The following is an 18113-nucleotide window of genomic DNA, read 5'->3' as shown; positions in this document are numbered from 1 at the left end:
GGCGGCGGTCTCAGCGACGACACCGCGATCCTCACCCCGCAGAAACTGGCCCAGCCCGGCATGCCCGGCTACGGCGCCCCCTCCGACCAGGCCTCCGGACACACCGTCACCAGCGGTATGCCGGTCGTCCCGGGCGCCGGGAACTCGCCGTTCGGCACCGGCACCCACCCCGACGGACCGCTGCCGCACACGCCCCCGAAGCTGCCCGATCCCGGCTCGGCACAGAGCGCGCCCGCCGCCAAGAACGCGGGCAAGAGCGCGGCGAAGAAAAAGAAGAAGGGCCGCAGCAAGCTGGTCCTGCTCTGCGTCGGCGTGATCGTCATCGGGGGCGGCGCCTACTGCGCCGGCCTGCTGATGAACCACACCGACGTGCCCAAGGGCACCACCGTGCTCGGCGTCGACATCGGCGGCGGCACCCGTGACGACGCCGTCAAGAAGCTCGACGACGCGTTCGGCGACCGGGTGAACAAGCCGCTGAAGCTGTCGGTGGGCGGCAAGACCGTCTCCCTCAAGCCGGACCAGGCCGGGCTGCAGTTCGACTTCGCCTCCACCGTCAGCAAGGCCGCCACCAGCGACTACAACCCGGTCTCCGTGATCGGCTCGCTCTTCGGCCAGCACCGGGTCGTCGAGCCCGACATGCCGACCGACGAGGAGAAGCTCCAGGCCGCCCTGGCCACCCTCGGCGGCGGCTCCGGCGCCGGTGCGGTGACCGAGGGCACGATCGAGTTCAAGTCGGGCAAGGCGGTCGCCGTCTACGGCAAGGCGGGCAAGGCCATCGACGCGGCCGGCTCCGTCACGGCCGTGGAGGAGGCGTACCGCACCGAGGTGGAGACCGACACGGCCACCACGGTGACGGTCCCGACCACCACCAAGCAGCCGACGGTCACGAACGCCGAGGTCGACCGCGAGATGAAGGCCTTCGCGGAGCCCGCCATGTCCGGCCTCGCCACGGTCAAGACGGACACCGGCGTCACGCTGCTGCTGAGCCCGAAGAACTCCCTGTGGAAGTTCCTCAAGGTCAAGGCAGTGAACGGCAAGCTCACCGACAGCCCCGACCTGACCGCCCTCAAGGAGCTCTACGGCAGCCTCTTCGACGGCGTCAAGATCACCCGCGCCACCGGCCAGAAGACGGCCGTCACGCCCCAGGAGGTCTACATCGCCCTCCGCGGGGCACTGGTCAGCAAGACCGACCGGGTGGGGATCATCGACACGACCCCCAGCTAGCGCACGCCTGTTGGACCGAGGGGGCATCCGGCACACACGCCGGGTGCCCCCTCGGTCGTACGACGTCCGCCCTGGCCGTAGGAGTCGTAGGAGTCGTAGGACATGACATCTGTCATGCGGCACACCGGACCGCCGACACTGCCGGGAACCGGCCCCCGGCGGTCACGATGGGTGGCATGACGACAACAGCGGCGACCACCGCCACCCCGGTGGTCGGGTTCGACCAGGTGAGCAAGAGCTACGGCAGCGTCCGGGCCGTCGACGGACTGTCGCTCGCGCTGCATCCGGGGGAGACGGTGGCCCTGCTGGGGCCGAACGGGGCCGGCAAGTCCACCACCCTCGATCTGCTGCTCGGCCTCAAGCGTGCCGACAGCGGCACGGTCAGCGTCTTCGGCACCAGCCCCCGCGAGGCGATCGTCGCCGGGCGGGTGGGCGCGATGCTGCAGAGCGGCGGGCTGATGGACGAGGTCACGGTCGGTGAACTGGTCAAGCTGGCCTGCGACTTGCACCCGAAGCCGTACAAGGTCGGCGATGTGATCGCCCGTGCGGGCATCGCCCAGATCGCCGACCGCAAGGTCAACAAGCTCTCCGGCGGCCAGGCGCAGCGCGTCCGCTTCGCCCTCGCGACCGCCGGCGACAGCGATCTGATCGTCCTCGACGAGCCGACCACCGGCATGGACGTCTCCGCCCGGCAGGCCTTCTGGGCCACCATGCGCGAACAGGCCGACCAGGGCCGTACGGTCCTGTTCGCCACCCACTACCTCGAAGAGGCCGACGCCATCGCGGACCGCGTACTGGTCCTGCACCGCGGCCGGCTGCTCGCCGACGGCACCTCCGCCGAGATCAAGGCGAAGGCGGGCGCCCGCAGGGTCGCCTTCGACCTGGACGGCGAGATCGACGAGGCACCGATCCGCGCGCTCCCCTTCCTGACCACCGTGGACATCTCGGGCCAGACGATCCGCATCCAGTCCACCGACGCCGACGCGACCGTCCACGCGCTCTACGGCCTCGGCGTCTACCCCCGCAACCTCGAAGTCGCCGGACTCGGCCTGGAGCAGGCCTTCGTCGCCATCACCACCGCCGAGGAGGCCAAGCAGTCATGAACAGTCTCATCAAGCTGGAACTCACCCGCGCCCTGCGCAACCGCAAGTTCCTGTTCTTCTCGGTGATCTACCCCTCGGTGATCTTCCTGCTCGTCTCCAACCAGACGGGCACCGTCGAGGGCACCGGCCTGAGCATCGCGAAGTACGTGATGGTCTCCATGGCCTCCTTCGGCGCCCTGACCGCCGTCCTGATGGGCAACAGCGAGCGCATCGCGAAGGAGCGCGAGAACGGCTGGGTACGGCAGTTGCGGCTGACCCCGCTGCCCGGGCGCGGCTATGTCCTCGCCAAGACCGCGAGCGCCGCGGTCGTCAGCCTGCCGTCCATCGTGGTCGTGTTCATCGTCGCCGCCGTGCTGAAGGACGTACGGCTGGACGCCTGGCAGTGGCTCGCGCTGACCGGCGCGATCTGGGCCGGCAGCCTCGTCTTCGCGGCGCTCGGGGTGGCCATCGGGTACATGGCGAGCGGGGACGCGGTCCGCCCGATCACGATGATCGTCTACTTCGGCCTGTCCATCCTCGGCGGCCTCTGGTTCCCGTCCTCGACCTTCCCGACCTGGCTGCAGGACATCGCGAAGTGGCTGCCCACGCACGCGTACGCTGCCCTGGGGCAGGCCATCGAGCAGAGCCAGTCGCCCCACGCCAAGGACATCACCCTCCTCGTCGTCTACTTCGCCCTCTTCGCGGGCGGGGCGGCCTGGCTGTACCGGAAGGACACGCTGAAGGCGTGAGCGCGATGACCGAGGACCCGCTGCCGGAAAAGGCCAGGGTGGAGCGGCTGATCCGGATCGGACAGCCGCCCCGCAACCGGAGCGAGATGCTGCGCAAGCTGGTGTGGGTCCTGCCCTGGCTGGTCTTCCTCGGCGCGCCCGTGCAGGACCTGATGGCCGGCCACCACACCACCTCGGCCACGGCGGCCGGCTGGGTGGGCCTGGCGGCCTTCACCGGTACCTACCTGGCAGTCGTCTTCCGCACCATGGGCCGCCCCTACTCCGGCTGGACGGTCGCCGCCCTGGTAGCCGTCCTGTGGGTACTGGCAGTAGCCCTGGCCCTCTCCCTCGGCAACTCCTGGCTCGGCCTCTTCGTCTACGTCTCCGTCTCCTGCGGGGTGACCCTCCCACTCCGCGCCGCGTACTGGACGATCCCACTGACCACCGCGGCGATGATGCTGGCGGGCTGGTTCGTCGACGACCTGGACGAGGCCTGGGGCCTGTTCCTGATCGTGCTGCTGGTGGGCTACTCCATGACGGGCGTACGACAACTCGTGCGCACGACGGTCGAGTTGCGCAAGGCGCGGGCCACGGTCGCCCAACTGGCCGCCAACGAGGAGCGGTTGCGCCTGGCCCGAGACCTGCACGACCTACTGGGCCACTCCCTCTCCCTGATCACACTGAAGAGCGAGTTGGCCGGCCGTATGCTCCCCGACCACCCCGACAAGGCGGCCCAGCAGGTCGCCGACATCGAACAGGTCAGCCGCCAGGCCCTGGTGGACGTCCGCGAGGCGGTCACCGGCTACCGTCGCCCCCGCCTCCCCGGCGAACTCGCGGGCGCCCAGGTCGCGTTGACGGCCGCAGGCGTCACGGCCGACCTCCCCGCCGAACCGGACCTCACCGACGTCCCCGAACACAGCGAGTCCGCCCTCGCCTGGGCCCTGCGCGAGGCGATCACCAACGTCGTACGGCACAGCGGCGCCCAGCGGTGTGTCGTGGAACTGGTCCGGCGCCAGACCCTCGACGGCCCGGTACTCGAACTCTCCGTCGAGGACAACGGCTCGGGCGGCTCGGGCAAGGGCCCCGGCAACGGTCTGAACGGCCTCACCGAGCGCCTGGAGAAGGTCGGCGGCTCCCTGGAGGCGGCCCGCGTCAAACACGGCTTCCGGCTGGTCGCACGGGTGCCCGCCGGCACTCCGGCCGTCCCGGCGGACGTAGGATCCCCCGCATGAGCCGTACGATCAAGGTCCTCCTCGCCGAGGACCAGTCGATGGTCCGCGAGGCACTGGCCGCACTGCTCGGCCTGGAGGACGACATCGAGGTCGTCGCCCAAGTGGCGCGCGGCGACGAGGTGTTGGCGGCGGCCCGGGAACACGCCGTGGACGTGGCCCTCCTCGACATCGAGATGCCGGGCTGCACGGGCATCGAGGCGGCGGCCCAGGTCCACAAGGCGCTGCCCGCGGTCAAGCTGGTAGTCCTCACGACCTTCGGCCGCCCCGGCTATCTGCGCAGCGCGATGGAGGCGGGCGCCGACGCGTTCCTCGTCAAGGACGCCCCGGCGGCCCAACTGGCGGCAGCGGTACGGAAGGTGCTGGAGGGCGAACGGGTCATCGACCCGACCTTGGCGGCAGCGGCCCTGGCGGAGGGTGCCAACCCGTTGACCGACCGCGAGCGCGAGGTCCTGCGGGCAGCGGCGGACGGTTCGACGAACGCCGAGTTGGCCAAGGCTCTTCATTTGTCGCAGGGGACGGTCCGCAACTACTTGTCAACGGCGATCCAGAAGCTGGCAGTACGGAACAGGGCTGAGGCGGTACGGATTGCTAGGGAGAAGGGCTGGTTGTAATCACAGGTTAGGCCGATCACCCTAGGGGCGCGGGGAACTGCGCGACCAGCCACGACGGACCCGCAGACGCATTACTAGTTCAACATCGCCCGAGCCGAATGCGCCTGCCCCCGCACCCGACCAGCAGCAGCCTCATCCACCACAGCCACCACCTCCGCATACGCCTCCAGCTCAGCCGCCCCAGTGAGGTAATCCCCCCGCTGAACCAACAGTTGAGCCCGCTCATACCGCAACCGAGCCGAATGCGAAGGCAACAGCAACGCCAACTCCACGGCCCACAGGGCGACATCCGACCGCTCCGGCCGAGCCGCGGCCCACGCCCGGATGTTGTTCAGGACGCGCGAAACAACCTCCAGCGGCGCCGCAGGCACAAGCATCGAGGGCTGCAGCGCCGCCCCCGTAGCCCCCGCGACCAGCAACTCCGCATCGCCGCCCGACAACACCCGCCCCCCGTCGAACGGATCGGCCAGCACCTGTTCCTCCGCCGGCCCGAACCCCACCACGAAGTGCCCCGGCAACGCGACCCCGTACACCGGAGCCCCCGCCCGCCGCGCGACCTCCATCCACACGACGGACAACAGGATGGGCAGCCCGCGCCGCCGCCGCAGCACCTCGTGCAGCAGCGAGGACCCCAGCCGCTGGTAGTCGCCGGGCGTACCGCGGAACTCGAAGCGGACGCCGAGGAGTTGGTGCAGCGCGTTCGCCCAGGCGGAAGGCGCGCCGGGGCGGTACGGCAACTGCCCCGCCAGCCGGTCCAGTTCGACCTGCGCCGCGTCGATGCCCGCGTCGTCCAGCGCCCCGTCCGCGGTCGCCCCCACCAGCAGGCACAGCGTGGCCAGATCGGGCCGCTCGGACCGCGCCTCCTCGGCGAACCAGGCACGTACGTCCGCCGACCGCTCGGGCGACGGGGGACAGGGAACGGGCATGGCGAACTCGTACCCCCTCACGACGAACCGCCGCGACCGGTGTCAGCGGTCGAGGCCGGCTCGCGATAGTGGTGATAGGCGTGGTGCGCCGCGAACCCCATTCCGGCGTACAGCGCCCGCGCCCCGGCGTTGTCCGTCTCGACCTGCAACCACGCGGCCGACGCCCCCTCCTCCAGCGCCCGCGAGGCCAACGCGGCCATCACGAGCGAGGCCAGCCCCCGCCGCCGTAGCGCCGGATCGACCTCGACGGCGCCGAAACCGGCCCACCGCCCGTCGACGACACACCGCCCGATCGCGGCGGGCTCGGCACCCTCGCCGGGCACCGTCGCGAACCACACCGAAGGTCCGCCGCCCAGCACCTTCAGGGCCACCTCGCTCACCCCCTTGCGCTGATAGCGGGCCAGCCACGCGTCGTCGGCCGCCCTGGACAGGACGACCCCGGCCGGGTCGGCCCGGTCGGCGACCGGGGCCAGGGCCCCGACCCACAGTTCGGCCGTCACCTCACGGGTCCAGCCGCGCCGCTCCAACCCGGCACAGAGCAGCTCCTGCGTGCCCTCGGCGCCGGTCGCGGTCTGGACGTAGGCGGGCAGGCCGCGGTCGCCGTACCACCGTCGTACGGCGGTGAGGGCCTCGTCGAGAGGCAGGCCGGGATCGCCGAGCGGGAGCACGGAGTTGGCGCGGCGGGTGAATCCGGCGGCGGCGCGCAGTTCCCACTCACCGAGCCGCTCGCTCTCCGCGGGCGGCCAGCCGCGTGCGGAGACCTGGGCCAACTCCCGGTAGGTGGCGGAAGGCCCCCGCCGACGAGCCGGAGCGGCCGGTACGACCTTGCCCGCCACCAGCGAGGATTCCGAAATACGGACGGACTCGCCACCCTTCCGTGTGATCGTCACCACACCGCTGTCCCATGATGTGAGAACACCCACCGTGTCGGTGAACTTCTCCGCCGTGTCTTCAGCGTCGCTCAAGCGCCGGACGGAAACTCGTTTACCCACGTCAGCAGCGGTGATGCGGACCTCAAGACGTCCAGCCGCAGAGATTTCCACAGGTCAGTTCACCCCTCCTGTATGGATCACGCCCCGGAACGGAGATACTAGGTGCGGGCATGGACGACGCCGCGCTCCAGCGCGCCTGGCGGCGGAGCCTACGGAGGCCCGCCAGCGCCCTATCGAGGAGGAACGACAGCGTGACCTACGTCATCGCGCAGCCTTGTGTCGACGTCAAGGACAAGGCGTGCATCGAGGAGTGCCCGGTCGACTGCATCTACGAGGGCTCCCGGTCCTTGTACATCCACCCGGACGAATGCGTCGACTGTGGAGCCTGTGAGCCGGTGTGCCCGGTCGAGGCGATCTTCTACGAGGACGACACTCCCGAGGAGTGGAAGGACTACTACAAGGCGAACGTCGAGTTCTTCGACGAGCTCGGCTCCCCGGGCGGTGCCAGCAAGCTGGGCCTGATCGAGCGCGACCACCCCTTCGTCGCCGCGCTGCCGCCGCAGAACCAGTAAGAGCGGCCCGCACAGACGCGCCGCCTCGGTCCCGTACGGCCTGATCACGCCCGATCAGCGCCCTACGGGGCCGAGGCGTTTGCCGTACCGGGCGCACCGGGCGTACCGGCCGCACCGGTCGTACCGAAGAAAGTGAGCGAGTAACCGTGTCCGCAGTCTCCGACCGTCTGCCCACCTTCCCCTGGGACAAGCTGGAGCCGTACAAGAAGACGGCGACGGCACACCCGGGCGGCATCGTCGACCTGTCGGTCGGCACCCCGGTGGACCCGGTCCCCGATCTGATCCAGAAGGCCCTGATCGACGCGGCCGACTCGCCCGGCTACCCCACGGTCTGGGGCACCCCGGCCCTGCGCGACGCGATCACAGGGTGGGTCGAACGCCGCCTCGGCGCCCGTGGCGTCACCCACCGCCACGTCCTCCCCATCGTCGGCTCCAAGGAGCTCGTCGCCTGGCTCCCCACCCAGCTGGGCCTGGGCCCCGGCGACCGGGTCGCCTACCCCCGCCTGGCGTACCCGACGTACGAGGTGGGCGCCCGCCTGGCCCGCGCCGACTACGAGGTCTACGACGACCCGACCACACTGAACCCCGACGGGCTGAAGCTCCTCTGGCTCAACTCGCCCTCCAACCCGACCGGCAGGGTGCTGAGCAAGGACGAGCTGACGAGGGCCGTCGCCTGGGCCCGTGAGCACGACGTCCTCGTCTTCTCCGACGAGTGCTACCTCGAACTGGGCTGGGAGGCCGACCCGGTCTCGGTCCTGCACCCGGACGTCAACGGCGGCTCCTACGACGGCATCGTCGCCGTCCACTCCCTCTCCAAGCGCTCGAACCTCGCCGGCTACCGCGCCGCCTTCCTGGCCGGCGACCCGGCGGTCCTGGCCCCGCTCCTGGAGATCCGCAAGCACGGCGGCATGATGACCTCGGCCCCGACCCAGGCGGCAGTCGTTGCGGCCCTGAGCGACGACACCCACGTCCAGGAACAACGCGACCGCTACAAGGCCCGCCGCACCCTCCTGCGCGAAGCGCTGACCGGTCACGGCTTCCGCATCGAACACAGCGAGGCCAGCCTCTACTTGTGGGCAACACGAGACGAGTCCTGCTGGGACACGGTGGCCCACCTGGCCGACCTGGGCATCTTGGTGGCGCCGGGCGACTTCTACGGCGAGGCGGGCGAGAACTTCGTACGCGTGGCGCTCACGGCAACGGACGAACGAGTCCGGGCAGCTGTAAACAGGCTCAGCTGAAGGTCTTTTGTCCTTAGGGGCGCGGGGCTGTGACATTCTGCGGCTCCGCCGCGTGGGCGCGACCAGCCCCCACCGGCCGTAAGCCGAAAAACAACGCGAAAAAGGGGTCCAGGGAACTCCCTGGACCCCTTCAACTCGCGGCGCGCTCAGCCAAGCGGCAGACCCTTGAGCGGCAACTCCTGAGCCGTGGGCAGCCCACCCTTGGTCACAGCGTCGGTCGGCAGGCCACCACCCGCAGTGGCGGTCTTCGCCGTCTCACCGAGCAGGCCTCCGGCCTGCCCAGCCGTGTCCCCGGCAACATGCTGCGCAGCCGGAGCCACCGTCTTGGCAACCTTCCCGCCGGTCTTGCCTGCGGCCGGCACCGCCTTCTCCAGCGTCTGGCCACCGGACTTGCCGGCGACCCCCGTGACGTTCTGGCTCGCGCCGTCGACCGTGTTGCCGACGCTCGCCCCGTCCAGGGCGGTCAGCGCGCCCAGGTTCGGGGTGGCCGGCAGGGAGGGGGCCGCACTGGCGGAGCCGGCCGCACCGACCCCGGCTGCCGCTCCCGCTGCGACGAGCAGCGCGGCACGGGCGATCCGGCGGGTCAGGGGGAGGGACATGATGCTCCTTGTGTTGATCTCCGGGCTCGGACGCAGTGACTACCGCTCGAAGCGCGCGAAGGTTGCGGAGCGCCAACGTAAAGAGTTGGCAATGCGTCGCATTATCAGCTACGGATAAAAACGGACAAAGAGCGCCCGGCCCGAAAGTCCGCCGAATGCTTGCAGCCCTTTGTTTTCAAGGACTCCAGCGCACCGGAGGGTGACCACGCGAAAACCTGAGCACCCCCGGCCCCGGATGGACCACGCATAACCCCTACGGGTGAGGACCCGTACTACTGCCCGGTGGGCTGCTCGGTCACGATGCGGACCCCGCCCGCGGCCTTCGTGCCGGTCGAGTGCCACGGGTCGTCCGCGCTGCCGGCGGCCCACTCGCGGCCGGCGTACGACACGCGATCGATGTGCAGCGCCGAGGAGTTGGCCACCGCCCAGTGCGCGAGCTGCCAGCCGGTCCTCGTGCTGCCGGACCGCACCGGCAGGGTCACCGTGCTGCTCCCGCCCGTCGCACTCGCGCTCGGAGACGGCGTGGATGCCGTCTTCGTCTTCTTCTTCGACGCGGACGTGCCCTTGGACGTCGAGCCGCCGGTCACCTCCGCGCCGGTCTCCTTCAGCACCTCGCGCCCGAAGTCCCGTACCAGCGCGGCCCGTACGGCGTCCGGGCCGGTGGCGGTCTGTGTGGTGTCCGGGAGGCCCTGGCAGGTCAGCGTGGCGGCCGACTGCCCGGTGAGGGCGGCGGACAGCAGCGTGGCGTCGGGCTCGTGCTTGGCGTACGCCTCCGGGTAACCGCTGCGCTGCACGCGCTGCGCGGCGACGGTGAGCGGGAGCTTCTTGTAGTCGGACACCTTGGCCAGGTGCTCGTAGAAGACGTTCGCCGCGTACGTCGGGTCCATGATCTGCTTCTCGGTGCCCCAGCCCTGTGAGGGCCGCTGCTGGAACAGGCCGAGCGAATCCCGGTCCCCGTGGGTGATGTTGACGAGCTGCGACTCCTGGATCGCGGTCGCGAGCGCGATCGTCACGGCCCGCTCGGGCATACCGCGCCCGGTGCCGACGGCGGCGATCGTCGCCGCGTTCATCGTCTGCTCCTGCGAGAACTCGAACTCCTGGCCGTCGTCCTTCCCGGAGACCACCTTGCAACCGGGTCCGCCCCGGCCGCCGGTGACGTACTGAACGACCAGATAGCCCGCGACCGCGAGCAGCACCACGAAGGCGGCCGAGAACCTGAAGAGGCGACCGCGTCGACGCTTCTTTGGGGTGGGGGACTGCTCAGGCATCCCCACAAGGTAGCGGAGGCTCCTGTTACCGCTGAGCCGGGTGTGGACAAACGGTGGAGACGCCGTTCGCGTTAGGGTCGACGGCATGGCCGATACCCCACTTGACCTCACGCTGGACGCCGCACGGCTCACCGCGCAACTCGTCGACTTCCCCTCGGAGAGCGGCAGCGAGAAGCCCCTCGCGGACGCCGTCGAGACCGCGCTGCGCGCCCTGCCCCACCTGACGGTCGACCGGTACGGCAACAACATCGTCGCGCGCACGAACCTGGGCCGTACGGAACGCGTCATTCTGGCCGGCCACATCGACACCGTCCCGATCGCCGGGAACGTCCCCTCGCGCCTCGACGAGAACGGCGTCCTGTGGGGCTGCGGCACCTGCGACATGAAGTCCGGCGTCGCGGTCCAACTCCGCCTCGCGGCCACGGTCCCGGCCCCCAACCGCGACCTGACTTTCGTCTTCTACGACAACGAGGAGGTCGCCGCTCCTCTCAACGGCCTCAAGCACGTCTCCGAGGCCCATCCCGAGTGGCTGGAGGGCGACTTCGCGGTTCTCCTGGAGCCGACGGACGGTCAGGTCGAGGGCGGCTGTCAGGGCACGCTCAGGGTGTTCCTGAAGTTCAAGGGTGAACGAGCGCACTCCGCGCGCGCGTGGATGGGCTCCAACGCGATCCACGCCGCCTCCAGGGCACTGGCCAAGCTCGCCGCGTACGAGCCCCGCAAGCCCGTCGTGGACGGCCTCCAGTTCCACGAGGGCCTCAACGCGGTGCGTGTGGAAGGGGGAGTGGCCACCAATGTGATCCCCGACGCGTGCACCCTGGTCGTCAACTTCCGCTACGCGCCCGACCGCAGCGAGGCGGAGGCGGAGGCCTTCGTGCGCGAGTACTTCGCCGACTGCGGGGTCGACGAGTTCGTCGTCGACGACCACACAGGAGGAGCCCGCCCCGGGCTCACCCACCCGGCCGCCGCGGCCTTCATGGCGGCCGTCGGTGGCGAGGCCCGCCCCAAGTTCGGCTGGACCGACGTGGCCCGCTTCAGCGCCCTCGGAGTGCCCGCGGTGAACTACGGCCCGGGTGCCCAACTCCTCGCCCACAAGGTGGACGAGAGGGTCGAGGCGGCCCTCGTCCCCGAGGCGGAGCGGCGGCTGCGGGACTGGCTCACCGCCTGACATCCGTATGTCCCCCCTCCGTAACCCGCGTAGACCTACGCTGGAGTACGAAACACCTGCAAGTGGAGGGAGCGCACATGGCTACAGGCAACCCCGAGGGCAAGCAGCAGCCACCGGAGGAGCAGCGCCTGGGACCGGTCCTCCGGCGGCGCGATCAGGTGACCGCGAGCACGACCGACCAGCGTCTCCTGGACGCGGGCGGCCCCTCGGACTGGGTCCACACCGACCCGTGGCGCGTTCTGCGCATCCAGTCGGAGTTCATCGAGGGCTTCGGCACGCTGGCCGAACTGCCGCCCGCGATCAGCGTGTTCGGCTCGGCCCGCACCAAGCCCGACTCACCGGAGTACGAGGCGGGCGTACGGCTCGGACACGCCCTCGTGGAGGCCGGGTGGGCCGTGATCACCGGCGGCGGCCCCGGAGCCATGGAGGCGGCCAACAAGGGCGCCCTGGAGGCCAAGGGCATCTCCGTCGGCCTGGGCATCGAGCTGCCCTTCGAGCAGGGGCTCAACGCCTACGTCGACATCGGGCTGAACTTCCGCTACTTCTTCGTCCGCAAGATGATGTTCGTCAAGTACGCCCAGGGCTTCGTGGTCCTGCCCGGCGGCCTCGGCACCCTCGACGAGCTCTTCGAGGCCCTGACCCTCGTGCAGACCCAGAAGGTCACCCGCTTCCCGATCGTGCTGTTCGGCAGCGAGTACTGGGGCGGCCTGGTCGACTGGCTGAAGAACACGCTGATCGCCCAGGGCAAGGCGTCCGAGAAGGACCTCCTCCTGTTCCACGTCACGGACGACGTGGACGAGGCGGTCGCGCTGGTGTCAAAAGAAGCGGGACGGTAGTGCATAGCCCGTCCGGCGTTTGAGGACGAGGCCGTCCAGGCCGAAGCGGGGGTCTGGGGGCGGCAGCCCCCAGTGATGGGACGGGTAGGGGCGGCGGGGGCGAAAAAACTTACGCCAGCCCCCGCCTCCCCACCGCCGGAGGCCGATGCCCCGCGATCGACGCCACCATGTCCAGCACCTGCCGCGTCTCCGCGACCTCGTGCACCCGGTAGACCTGGGCACCCAGCCACGCCGACACGGCGGTGGTCGCGAGCGTGCCGACCACCCGCTCCTTGACCGGCTTGTCGAGGGTCTCGCCCACGAAGTCCTTGTTGGACAGGGACACCAGCACGGGCCAGCCCGTCCCGACCATCTCGCCGAGCCGCCGGGTCGCCTCCAGGCTGTGCCGGGTGCTCTTCCCGAAGTCGTGCCCGGGGTCGATCAGCACCGACTCCCTGGGCACGCCCAGCTCCACGGCCCGCTCGGCCAGGCCCAGGGTCACGCGCAGGATGTCGGCCATGACGTCGTCGTACGTCACCCGGTGCGGCCGGGTCCGGGGCTCGGCGCCGCCCGCGTGCGTGCACACCAGGCCCACGCCGTACCGCGCGGCCACCTCCGCGAGCCGGGGATCCGCGCCGCCCCACGCGTCGTTCAGGAGATCCGCGCCGGCCTCGCAGACGGCCTCGCCGACCTCGTGCCGCCAGGTGTCGACGCTGATGATCACGTCCGGGAAGCGGCGCCGCACCTCGGCCACGAAACCCACCGTGCGCCGCGCCTCCTCCTCGGCGGTGACCTCCTCGCCGGGGCCGGCCTTGACCCCGCCGATGTCGATGATGGCGGCGCCCTCCGCCACCGCGTGCTCCACGCGCGCGAGGGCGGGCTCGTCACGGAACGTCGCCCCCTGGTCGTAGAAGGAGTCCGGGGTCCGGTTCACGATCGCCATGATCACCGGCTCGTGCGCGTCGAATTCACGCCTGCCCAGCCTGAGCATCCCCTGTGACCTCTCCTAGTACCTACCGGTCTTCAGCCGCCTGTGACCCTAACTGTCAGCGTCGCATGGCACGATCGGACCCTGACACATTCGGCTTCGGCACGTCCGACATCGACGCCCGTGGAGACCTCAGAGATGTTCATGTTCCTGTTCCTGGTCGTCGCGCTCGCCGTCGTGGTCGGCGCCGTGACCCTCTCGGTGATCGGCGGCGGAGAGAACGCCCCGCTGCCCGACGTCGCCCCCGAGCGCCTCGACGACGCGCTGCCCCTGGACCGGCCGGTCGACCAGACCGACGTGGAGACCATCCGCTTCCCGCTCGCCGCGCGGGGCTACCGCATGGCCGAGGTGGACGACGCGCTGAGCCGCATCGGCGCCGAACTCGCCGAGCGCGACGCCCGGATCGCCGACCTGGAGTCCGCGTTGGCGGGCGCGCAGAACCACCGCGTCTCGATCGAGAAGCCCGCGGAAGGCGACCACCAGTGACCGACGCCGTGGCGGGTCCCGACGGTGCCCTGCGCTGCCCCTGGGCGCTGTCCACCGAGGACTACGTCACGTACCACGACGAGGAGTGGGGCCGCCCGGTCCACGGCGACGACGCCCTCTACGAACGGCTCTCCCTGGAGGCCTTCCAGTCGGGCCTCTCCTGGATCACGATCCTGCGCCGCCGCGAGGGATTCCGGGCCGCCTTCGCGGGCTTCAGGATCGCCGAGGTGGCGACCTTCACGGACGCCGACCGCGAACGCCTCCTCGCCGACGCGGGCATCATCCGCAACCGCGCCAAGGTCGACGCGACGATCGCCAACGCGCGCGTGCTGGCCGACTGGGCGCCGGGCGAGCTGGACGAGTTCATCTGGTCCCACGCCCCGACGCCGGGCCCGGCCCCGAAGACACTCGGGGACGTCCCGGCGGTCACGGACGAGTCGACGGCCCTGTCGAAGGCCCTGAAGAAGCGGGGCCTGAGATTCGTCGGGCCGACGACGGCGTACGCCCTGATGCAGGCGTGCGGTCTGGTGGACGACCACCTGGCGGACTGTGTGGCCCGCCGTCCCTGAACCGGCTCAGCGGCCCAGGTACTTCGGCTTCTCTTTGTTGACGAAGGCCTGCACGGCGATCGCGTGGTCCTCCGACGCGCCCGCCCGGGACTGGAGTTCGTCTTCTTTCTCCAGGGTCTCCTCAAGGGTGTGCGTCAGGCCGTAGGCCACCGCCTCCTTGAGCGCCGCGTACGCCACCGTCGGCCCGTCGGCCAGGGCCCGCGCCACCTTCTCGGCCTCGGCGTGCAGCTCGCCCACGGGCACGAGACGGTTGGCGATCCCCAGGTCGTACGCGTCCTGCGCCGTGATCGTGCGCGGGAACAGCAGCAGGTCGGAGGCGCGCCCGGGGCCGACGACCCTGGGCAGCGTCCAGGAGATGCCGGAGTCCGCGGTCAGCGCCACGCCCGCGAAGGACGTGTTGAAGCCGGCGGTGTCCGCCACGACGCGGTAGTCCGCGGCCAGCGCGAGCCCGAAACCGGCCCCCGCCGCGACCCCGTTGACCCCGGCGACCACGGGCTTCGCCATCCCGGCCAGCGCCCGCACGATGGGGTTGTAGTGCTCCTTCACCGTGGTCATGGTGGCCCCGGTCCCGGCCTCCCGGTCGGAGGCCAGCAGGGTGATGTGCTCCTTGAGGTCCTGGCCCACGCAGAAGGCCCGCTCCCCGGCCGCGGTCAGCAGCACGGCCCGTACGGCGTCGTCGTCCGCCGCGGCCTGTACCGCGTCCCGGAGGGCGACTTTGGTCGCGATGTTCAGCGCGTTCATCGCCTCGGGGCGGTTCAGCGTGATCGTCGCGAGTCCGTCGCTCACCTCGTAGAGCACGGTGTCGGCCATGGCGTATCCCCTCGGGTGTCGCGGCTCCGGCGTACCGGTCGGTACGCCGTACGTCCGTAGGACAGCATGGCGGAGATCGCCGTCCACGCACCGGACCGGACGTGTGACCTGCGTCAAAGAATTCCGGGTCGGATTCGGTCGGTGAGGGTCCGCGCGGCGGCGAAGTATCGCAGTCACATCGGCGAATTGAGTGGTTTTGCTCGCGCGCGTTGCCCAAGCGATGCCGACTGATGTTGGTCATCGGGTCCTGAGATGCGGGATAATGGCTTGGAAGCAATGTGTTCGATGCCGGTGACGCGTGTCTCATTAGGGGCCGCGCGTGCCCTCCATGGGGCCGTCGGCGACGATGAGCTGGTTTCAGGAAGGGGAACGAGCATGGCGGCCATGAAGCCGCGGACGGGCGATGGCCCGCTCGAGGTGACCAAGGAGGGGCGGGGCATCGTCATGCGCGTTCCGCTCGAAGGCGGCGGTCGACTCGTCGTCGAGCTGACCCCTGACGAGGCCGACGCGCTTGGCGACGCCCTCAAGAAGGTCGTCGGCTGACGCGGCGGAACGCGACCATACCCCTTCAGCTGCCCCGGCATCCGAGATGGTGCCGGGGTCGCTGCTTTCCCGGAGTCCTACGGCACGTCCAGGGCCTGCGGCCCTTCTAGCGCTTGACCGCGCACAGCAGTCCGTCGCCCACCGGGAGCAGCGACGGCACCAGCTCCGGGATCTCGCGCACGGCCCGCAGCAGGTCGCGCAGCCGCAGTACCTCGGTGGGCTGGGGGCCCGAGTCGACGGTCCGGCCGTTGGCGAAGACGCCCTCGAAGACCACCAGGCCACCCGGACGCAGCAGGCGCAACGATTCAGCGAGATAGTCCAGGAACTCCTGCCGGTCGCCGTCGCAGAACACGAGGTCGTAGCCGGCGTCCGCGAGCCGGGGCAGCACGTCCAGGGCGCGGCCCGGGATGAAGCGGGCCCGGTTGCTGGCGAAGCCGCAGGCGCGGAAGGCCTGGCGGGCGAACTGCTGGTGGTCCGGCTCCTGGTCGACGGTGGTCAGTACCCCGTCCGGCCGCATGCCGTGGAGAAGATGCATCCCGGACACGCCGGTCCCGGTTCCGATCTCCGCCACCGCCTTCGCGTCCACGGTGGCGGCCAGCATCCGCAGCGCGGCGCCCGTGCCGGGCGACACCGAGCGCAGCCCTGCGTCGCGGGCCCGGTCCCGGGCCCAGCGCAGTGCTTCGTCCTCGGCGACATAGGCGTCGGCGAACGCCCAGCTCGTCTGCCGGTTGCCGGTAATGACCCTCTCCTGTCCCCGTGGTTGCCTGGGCGTGACTGTATCCGTTGGTGCCGGGAACCTGCTGATGGGACCGGGCGTTTAGAGGGGGAGGAATGCACTGGGGGACGCGGCCGGAGGGGAGAGCGGGGGATGAGCGTGGATCAGGACGTCGAGCAGCGGCAGGAGCAGGGGCCCGAGCATCGGCTCGTACCGCCGGAAGGTCGGTATGAGCATGTATCAAATTCTCGTAAAACCCCTTATCCGGAGCTAACGGGCGAGGTGGCTATGGTAGGGACTCCACTGGACACCACCAGAGCCGACAGGGGAGGTGCGGCTGTACCTGTGGATCGGGGAGGAGTGCTCCGGCGCTTTCTCGGATCGGCGGGCAGGCCGAAATCCGTGAACGACACCGCTGCTGACCACAGCCACGCCGCTGACCATGCCCAGACCGCGACCTTCTCCACCGACGCGGACGGGCAGGCGTGGACTCCGCCCACCTGGGAGGAGATCGTCAGCACCCACAGCGGCCGTGTGTACCGGCTCGCGTACCGCCTGACGGGGAACCAGCACGACGCCGAGGACCTCACACAGGAGGTCTTCGTCCGGGTCTTCCGTTCCCTGTCGACCTACACGCCCGGCACCTTCGAGGGCTGGCTGCACCGCATCACCACCAACCTCTTCCTGGACATGGTCCGCCGCAAGCAGCGCATCCGTTTCGACGCGCTGGGGGAGGACGCGGCCGAGCGCCTGCCCAGCCGCGAGCCGTCACCCCAGCAGGTCTTCAACGACGCGCACTTCGACGCCGACGTCCAGCAGGCCCTGGACACCCTCGCCCCGGAGTTCCGGGCGGCGGTCGTCCTGTGCGACATCGAGGGCCTCTCCTACGAGGAGATCGCCGCGACCCTGGGCGTCAAGCTCGGCACGGTCCGTTCCCGGATCCACCGTGGCCGCTCCCAGCTCCGCAAGGCCCTCGCGCACCGCTCGCCGGAAGCACGGGCCGAGCGCCGTTCCTTCGTGGCGCGTGTGCCCGCGCTGGGGGGAGGGGGCGCGACCGCGTGAGTGGATCTCGTCCTACGCCTTCGGAGCAGCATCTGGGAGACCGACTTTCCGCCCTGGTGGACGGGGAGCTCGGTCATGAGTCGCGCGATCGCGTACTGGCGCACCTGGCCACCTGTACGAAGTGCAAGGCCGAGGCCGACGCGCAGCGCCGACTGAAGAACGTGTTCGCGGAAATGGCCCCCCCGCCCCCCTCCGAGAGCTTCCTGGCCCGCCTCCAGGGACTCCCCGGGGGAGACGGCGACACGGACGGCGAGGAGCCACCCGGCGGGGGATTCTTCGCCGGGGCCGGCTTCTTCGGCGTGAAAAGAGACGGCCCGCTCGACGCGTTCGAGTTCGGCTACGTCCCCGCGGGCCCGCACGCCGCGACAGCCCTGACCCCTTCGTCCGCACCGGCCCGCGAAGGCTTCCGCATCCATGACGTCAGCCGGCACGACACCGACCGCTCGGCCTCGCGCGGAATGCGGTTCGCGTTCGTCGCCGCCGGCGCGGTGTCACTGGCCGCGATCGCGCTGGGCGGGGTGGCCACGGTCACGCCGGGCGACACA

The 18113-nt window shown here is 70.5% G+C and carries 21 protein-coding genes and 1 pseudogene; 14 read left to right on the top strand and 8 right to left on the bottom strand.

Translation table 11 applies throughout. The features are described 5' to 3' along the window. The 5 genes and pseudogenes from R6V09_RS23260 to R6V09_RS23240 all read left to right on the top strand — a co-directional run. A pseudogene (locus R6V09_RS23260) lies at nt 1-1224 on the top strand (hypothetical protein); the annotation flags it as partial. A gap of 176 nt (nt 1225-1400) precedes the next feature. Then, on the top strand, nt 1401-2327 hold the full coding sequence (locus R6V09_RS23255; protein WP_317883364.1) for an ABC transporter ATP-binding protein: 927 nt from the start codon (nt 1401-1403) through the stop codon (nt 2325-2327). After that, nucleotides 2324-3055, top strand: coding sequence for an ABC transporter permease (locus R6V09_RS23250; protein WP_317883363.1), 732 nt, complete (start codon nt 2324-2326; stop codon nt 3053-3055). Before R6V09_RS23255 ends, R6V09_RS23250 begins: the two co-directional genes overlap by 4 nt. Before the next feature lie 5 nt (nt 3056-3060). Then, entirely contained in the window at nt 3061-4266 is a 1206-nt protein-coding gene (locus tag R6V09_RS23245; RefSeq protein WP_317883368.1) for a sensor histidine kinase, read from the top strand. Beyond that, on the top strand, nt 4263-4877 hold the full coding sequence (locus tag R6V09_RS23240) for a response regulator transcription factor (RefSeq protein WP_317883362.1): 615 nt from the start codon (nt 4263-4265) through the stop codon (nt 4875-4877). The genes R6V09_RS23245 and R6V09_RS23240 overlap by 4 nt, the downstream gene beginning before the upstream one ends. Before the next feature lie 74 nt (nt 4878-4951). Here the strand turns inward: R6V09_RS23240 and R6V09_RS23235 are convergent, their stop codons facing one another. Together R6V09_RS23235 and R6V09_RS23230 are read right to left on the bottom strand one after the other, a co-directional pair. Further along, complete coding sequence (locus R6V09_RS23235; protein WP_317883361.1) at nt 4952-5803, bottom strand: transglutaminase-like domain-containing protein; 852 nt, start codon at nt 5801-5803, stop codon at nt 4952-4954. A 17-nt stretch (nt 5804-5820) separates the two neighbouring features. Then, a complete protein-coding gene (locus R6V09_RS23230) occupies nt 5821-6846 on the bottom strand; it encodes a GNAT family N-acetyltransferase (protein WP_317883360.1) in 1026 nt (341 codons plus the stop codon). 140 nt (nt 6847-6986) lie between these two features. Here R6V09_RS23230 and fdxA point away from each other — a divergent pair, with 140 nt between their 5' ends. After that, a complete protein-coding gene (gene fdxA / locus R6V09_RS23225) occupies nt 6987-7307 on the top strand; it encodes a ferredoxin (protein ID WP_019058397.1) in 321 nt (106 codons plus the stop codon). Nucleotides 7308-7453: 146 nt separating this feature from the next. Further along, complete coding sequence (locus tag R6V09_RS23220; protein ID WP_317883359.1) at nt 7454-8548, top strand: bifunctional succinyldiaminopimelate transaminase/glutamate-prephenate aminotransferase; 1095 nt, start codon at nt 7454-7456, stop codon at nt 8546-8548. Between the two features lie 146 nt (nt 8549-8694). Here the strand turns inward: R6V09_RS23220 and R6V09_RS23215 are convergent, their stop codons facing one another. Together R6V09_RS23215 and R6V09_RS23210 are read right to left on the bottom strand one after the other, a co-directional pair. Beyond that, on the bottom strand, nt 8695-9147 hold the full coding sequence (locus R6V09_RS23215; RefSeq protein WP_262055831.1) for an ATP-binding protein: 453 nt from the start codon (nt 9145-9147) through the stop codon (nt 8695-8697). A gap of 272 nt (nt 9148-9419) precedes the next feature. After that, a complete protein-coding gene (locus tag R6V09_RS23210; protein WP_317883358.1) occupies nt 9420-10415 on the bottom strand; it encodes a heavy metal transporter in 996 nt (331 codons plus the stop codon). 85 nt (nt 10416-10500) lie between these two features. Here R6V09_RS23210 and dapE point away from each other — a divergent pair, with 85 nt between their 5' ends. Then, nucleotides 10501-11580 (top strand): succinyl-diaminopimelate desuccinylase, encoded by a 1080-nt coding sequence (gene dapE, locus R6V09_RS23205; RefSeq protein WP_317883357.1) that lies wholly within the window; start codon nt 10501-10503, stop codon nt 11578-11580. A gap of 77 nt (nt 11581-11657) precedes the next feature. After that, a complete protein-coding gene (locus R6V09_RS23200; RefSeq protein ID WP_019058183.1) occupies nt 11658-12416 on the top strand; it encodes a TIGR00730 family Rossman fold protein in 759 nt (252 codons plus the stop codon). 109 nt (nt 12417-12525) lie between these two features. Here the strand turns inward: R6V09_RS23200 and folP are convergent, their stop codons facing one another. After that, on the bottom strand, nt 12526-13386 hold the full coding sequence (gene folP / locus R6V09_RS23195; RefSeq protein ID WP_317883356.1) for a dihydropteroate synthase: 861 nt from the start codon (nt 13384-13386) through the stop codon (nt 12526-12528). Between the two features lie 135 nt (nt 13387-13521). Between folP and R6V09_RS23190 the strand changes: the two genes are divergently transcribed. Both R6V09_RS23190 and R6V09_RS23185 read left to right on the top strand, forming a co-directional pair. Next, a complete protein-coding gene (locus R6V09_RS23190; protein WP_317883367.1) occupies nt 13522-13869 on the top strand; it encodes a DivIVA domain-containing protein in 348 nt (115 codons plus the stop codon). Next, nucleotides 13866-14438, top strand: a complete 573-nt coding sequence (locus tag R6V09_RS23185; RefSeq protein WP_317883355.1) for a DNA-3-methyladenine glycosylase I — start codon at nt 13866-13868, stop codon at nt 14436-14438. Before R6V09_RS23190 ends, R6V09_RS23185 begins: the two co-directional genes overlap by 4 nt. Before the next feature lie 6 nt (nt 14439-14444). Here R6V09_RS23185 and R6V09_RS23180 read toward each other — a convergent pair whose 3' ends face one another. Beyond that, nucleotides 14445-15248, bottom strand: a complete 804-nt coding sequence (locus R6V09_RS23180) for an enoyl-CoA hydratase/isomerase family protein (protein ID WP_317883354.1) — start codon at nt 15246-15248, stop codon at nt 14445-14447. A 375-nt stretch (nt 15249-15623) separates the two neighbouring features. On the opposite strand from R6V09_RS23180, the gene R6V09_RS23175 reads away from it, so the two are divergent. Continuing rightward, complete coding sequence (locus R6V09_RS23175; RefSeq protein WP_003966491.1) at nt 15624-15791, top strand: DUF3117 domain-containing protein; 168 nt, start codon at nt 15624-15626, stop codon at nt 15789-15791. 106 nt (nt 15792-15897) lie between these two features. Here the strand turns inward: R6V09_RS23175 and R6V09_RS23170 are convergent, their stop codons facing one another. Both R6V09_RS23170 and R6V09_RS23165 read right to left on the bottom strand, forming a co-directional pair. Next, nucleotides 15898-16596, bottom strand: a complete 699-nt coding sequence (locus tag R6V09_RS23170; RefSeq protein WP_317883366.1) for an O-methyltransferase — start codon at nt 16594-16596, stop codon at nt 15898-15900. A gap of 12 nt (nt 16597-16608) precedes the next feature. Continuing rightward, nucleotides 16609-16743, bottom strand: coding sequence for a hypothetical protein (locus tag R6V09_RS23165; protein ID WP_317883353.1), 135 nt, complete (start codon nt 16741-16743; stop codon nt 16609-16611). A gap of 123 nt (nt 16744-16866) precedes the next feature. On the opposite strand from R6V09_RS23165, the gene sigE reads away from it, so the two are divergent. Together sigE and R6V09_RS23155 are read left to right on the top strand one after the other, a co-directional pair. Continuing rightward, nucleotides 16867-17568: an RNA polymerase sigma factor SigE gene (gene sigE, locus R6V09_RS23160; RefSeq protein WP_019072074.1), complete on the top strand. Its 702-nt coding sequence runs from the start codon at nt 16867-16869 to the stop codon at nt 17566-17568. Next, on the top strand, nt 17565-18113 hold a 549-nt coding region (locus R6V09_RS23155; RefSeq protein WP_317883352.1), incomplete at its 3' end, for an anti-sigma factor family protein. The genes sigE and R6V09_RS23155, both read left to right, overlap by 4 nt.

This window comes from Streptomyces sp. W16 (assembly GCF_033194735.1).
Lineage (GTDB): Bacteria > Actinomycetota > Actinomycetes > Streptomycetales > Streptomycetaceae > Streptomyces.
Note: the sequence above shows the minus strand (reverse complement) of the source record. Positions and strands in the feature narration are given on the sequence as shown.

Bases quoted from the DNA above. Each gene is read 5' to 3' on its own strand.
- dapE (WP_317883357.1), top strand. From the start codon at position 10,501: ATGGCCGATACCCCACTTGACCTCACGCTGGACGCCGCACGGCTCACC.
- R6V09_RS23200 (WP_019058183.1), top strand. From the start codon at position 11,658: ATGGCTACAGGCAACCCCGAGGGCAAGCAGCAGCCACCGGAGGAGCAG.
- R6V09_RS23245 (WP_317883368.1), top strand. From the start codon at position 3,061: ATGACCGAGGACCCGCTGCCGGAAAAGGCCAGGGTGGAGCGGCTGATC.
- R6V09_RS23240 (WP_317883362.1), top strand. From the start codon at position 4,263: ATGAGCCGTACGATCAAGGTCCTCCTCGCCGAGGACCAGTCGATGGTC.
- R6V09_RS23165 (WP_317883353.1), bottom strand. From the start codon at position 16,743: ATGCTCATACCGACCTTCCGGCGGTACGAGCCGATGCTCGGGCCCCTG.
- R6V09_RS23250 (WP_317883363.1), top strand. From the start codon at position 2,324: ATGAACAGTCTCATCAAGCTGGAACTCACCCGCGCCCTGCGCAACCGC.
- R6V09_RS23215 (WP_262055831.1), bottom strand. From the start codon at position 9,147: ATGTCCCTCCCCCTGACCCGCCGGATCGCCCGTGCCGCGCTGCTCGTC.
- R6V09_RS23190 (WP_317883367.1), top strand. From the start codon at position 13,522: ATGTTCATGTTCCTGTTCCTGGTCGTCGCGCTCGCCGTCGTGGTCGGC.
- R6V09_RS23255 (WP_317883364.1), top strand. From the start codon at position 1,401: ATGACGACAACAGCGGCGACCACCGCCACCCCGGTGGTCGGGTTCGAC.
- R6V09_RS23235 (WP_317883361.1), bottom strand. From the start codon at position 5,803: ATGCCCGTTCCCTGTCCCCCGTCGCCCGAGCGGTCGGCGGACGTACGT.
- R6V09_RS23175 (WP_003966491.1), top strand. From the start codon at position 15,624: ATGGCGGCCATGAAGCCGCGGACGGGCGATGGCCCGCTCGAGGTGACC.
- R6V09_RS23180 (WP_317883354.1), bottom strand. From the start codon at position 15,248: ATGGCCGACACCGTGCTCTACGAGGTGAGCGACGGACTCGCGACGATC.
- folP (WP_317883356.1), bottom strand. From the start codon at position 13,386: ATGCTCAGGCTGGGCAGGCGTGAATTCGACGCGCACGAGCCGGTGATC.
- R6V09_RS23210 (WP_317883358.1), bottom strand. From the start codon at position 10,415: ATGCCTGAGCAGTCCCCCACCCCAAAGAAGCGTCGACGCGGTCGCCTC.